This is a genomic window from Mesorhizobium sp. M7A.F.Ca.ET.027.03.2.1, assembly GCF_003999175.1.
Taxonomy (GTDB): Bacteria; Pseudomonadota; Alphaproteobacteria; order Rhizobiales; family Rhizobiaceae; genus Mesorhizobium.
This window is the reverse complement of record NZ_RZOM01000883.1, coordinates 1-2620: the sequence shown is the minus strand read 5'-3', so window position 1 is coordinate 2620 and position 2620 is coordinate 1. Positions and strand designations below refer to the sequence as shown.

The window sequence follows — 2620 nt, the reverse complement described above, 5'->3', positions numbered from 1 at the left end:
GCCTGGAACGGGCGATGTTCTTTGAATCCAACCGATCGAGCCGCGACGGCATGATCGCGGTCGGCACGGTGGTGATGAACCGGCTGCGCTCCGGCAAGCACGGCAGCACCATCTGCCAGGTGGTGGGCGAGCGCGGGCAGTTCGCCCCCGGCGTCATGACAAGGCCGATGAATTCACGCGCAATGCCCGATGTCGAAGAGGCTGCCGAGGCGGTGCTCAAGGGTGAGCGCAAGGCCAAGCTCAAGAACACCATGTTCTTCCACACCGCCGGCTTACGCTTCCCCTACAAGAACATGCACTACACCATGGTTGCCGGCGGCAATGCCTTCTACGAGAAGCGCGGCCGCAACTGGCAGCCGCTGCCGGACGAGCCGCAGGTCGCCATTGCCTCGGCGGCGCCGCAGAAGCCAGCGGAGCCGGTGACGATGGTCGCGTCCGCCGAGCCGGTGCGTCCGGCCAAGCCGGCCACCGTCCGGTCCGTCCCTGCCCAGCAGACCTATATGACCGCGGCCGCCGTGCCGACCGCGAAATCCGCGCGTGTCTCGGCGGAGCCGACGGTGGTGGCGATGCAGGAGCCGATGGAGGAACCGGATGCCGCCCGTTTTGGCGGAACCTTGAACACAAGGACAAGGGTCATCTCCTCGGTCGAGGAAGCGCCGCAAGAGGCGTCTATGGGATTCCAGTCGACGCCTGAGAACACCGACGCTGTCGGCGCGATGATCGTCAGCCAGGGCCGGCCGCTCGAAACCAACTGATCTGCTCTCCATGGTCCCCATGGGCCCTGCCCATTTTGGTCCGCCAAGGCCAATATGGCGGTCATGCGTATGCGGATGTTCCAAAGCGCTCTGAAAAATCCTAGATCAGAGCGATGTCGAAGCGAATCGCCGGTCCCGAGATCGAACGTCTGATCCAGCTCCTGGCCAAGGTGCCGGGGCTGGGTCCCCGGTCGGCCAGGCGTGCGGCCCTTCATCTGATCAAGAAAAAGGAGCAGCTTTTGTCGCCGCTGGCCGCCGCCATGGCCGAAGCGGCCGACAAGGTGCGCATCTGCTCGACCTGCGGCAATGTCGACACATCGGACCCTTGCATGATCTGCACCGATCCGCGCCGTGACGCCGGCACCATCATCGTCGTCGAGGACGTCTCCGACCTGTGGGCGCTGGAGCGCGCGGCGGCGATGAATGTGCGCTACCACGTGCTCGGCGGCACGCTGTCGCCGCTCGACGGCATCGGCCCCGACCAGCTCAACATGCGGTCGCTGGTCGACCGCGTTGCCGGTGGCGAGGTCAAGGAGATCATCCTCGCCGTCAATGCGACGGTGGAGGGCCAGACGACCGCGCATTACCTCACCGATCAGCTGTCCGGCTTCGACATCAAGGTGACACGGCTCGCGCATGGCGTGCCGGTCGGCGGCGAACTCGACTATCTCGACGAGGGCACGCTGGCCGCGGCGCTACGCTCGCGGACGGCGTTTTGACGCAATTGGCGGGGATGCTTGCTGAGATGACTGCCACGGAACGCAACCTTCGCAATCTCAGCTCTGCACTTCTTCTGGCCGCGCTAGCCAGTCTCTTCATTTCCACCCCCGCCTCCGCCGCAAAGATCGACGACCAGTTCCGCGCCTGGCTGCAGAACGACCTCTGGCCGCAGGCCAAGTCACAAGGCATTTCCAAAACCACCTTCGATGCCGCCTTCGACGGCATCAAGCCCAATCTGAAGCTGCCCGACCTGGTCAAGCCCGGCGAGAAGGCGACCACGCCGCGGAAGCAGCACCAGGCCGAATTCGGCTCGCCCGGCGCCTATTTCGCCGAGAAGACGGTTCGTGCGGTGACGGCGGGCGGGCGGGCGCGCGAAGCCACCAACGCCAGGACACTTGCATCAATCGAAAAGCGCTACGGCGTGCCGGCCGAAGTGCTGCTGGCGATCTGGGGCCGCGAGACGGGATTCGGCGCGGCGAAGATGCCTTACGACGCCTTCGAAGTGCTGGGCGCCAAGGCGTTCATGTCGACCAGGAAGGACTTCTTCCGCACCGAGTTGCTTGCGGCACTCGAGATCGTCGAGCGCGGGCTGGCTCCGGTCGGCGCGATGAAATCGTCCTGGGCCGGAGCGCTCGGCCAGCCGCAATTCATGCCGACCTCGTTCCTGAAACATGCCGTCGATTTCGACGGCGACGGCCGCGCCGACATCTGGAACTCGACGCCGGACGTGCTGGCCTCGATCGCCAATTATCTCGTCCATTACGGCTGGATAAAGGGCCGTGGCTGGGGTTTCGAGGTGGCGGTGCCGGAAAGCGTTTCCTGTTCGCTGGAAGGCCCGGACCAGGGCAAGAAAATCTCCGAATGGGCTGATATGGGCATCAAGCGCGTCGGCGGCAAACCGTTTCCGGCGAGTGAGCTGAAGGCCGAAGGCTTCCTGCTGATGCCGGCAGGGCGCAGCGGCCCGGCCTTTATCGCCACGCCCAATTTCTACGTGCTGAAGCAATACAACACCAGCGACCTCTACGCGCTGTTCATCGGCCACGGCGCCGACCGCATCGCCCATGGCGATGGCAATTTCGCCGGCAGTTGGGGCGCGGTTGGCGGGCTCCACCGTTCGGACATCGCCGCTCTGCAACGCGCGCTGG

General features: G+C 65.1%; 3 protein-coding genes. All 3 read left to right on the top strand.

What is annotated here, in order from left to right; translation table 11 throughout:
• The coding region (locus tag EN750_RS28415; protein WP_245482837.1) for a cell wall hydrolase at positions 1 to 755 on the top strand (755 nt) is incomplete at its 5' end.
• Positions 756 to 868: 113 nt separating this feature from the next.
• Positions 869 to 1474, top strand: coding sequence for a recombination mediator RecR (recR, locus tag EN750_RS28410; protein ID WP_027039603.1), 606 nt, complete (start codon positions 869 to 871; stop codon positions 1472 to 1474).
• Positions 1475 to 1500: 26 nt separating this feature from the next.
• The coding region (locus EN750_RS28405) for a lytic murein transglycosylase (RefSeq protein WP_145967984.1) at positions 1501 to 2620 on the top strand (1120 nt) is incomplete at its 3' end.

Excerpts from the sequence above, each read along its gene's own strand:
- recR (WP_027039603.1), top strand. The coding sequence starts at position 869 with ATGTCGAAGCGAATCGCCGGTCCCGAGATCGAACGTCTGATCCAGCTC.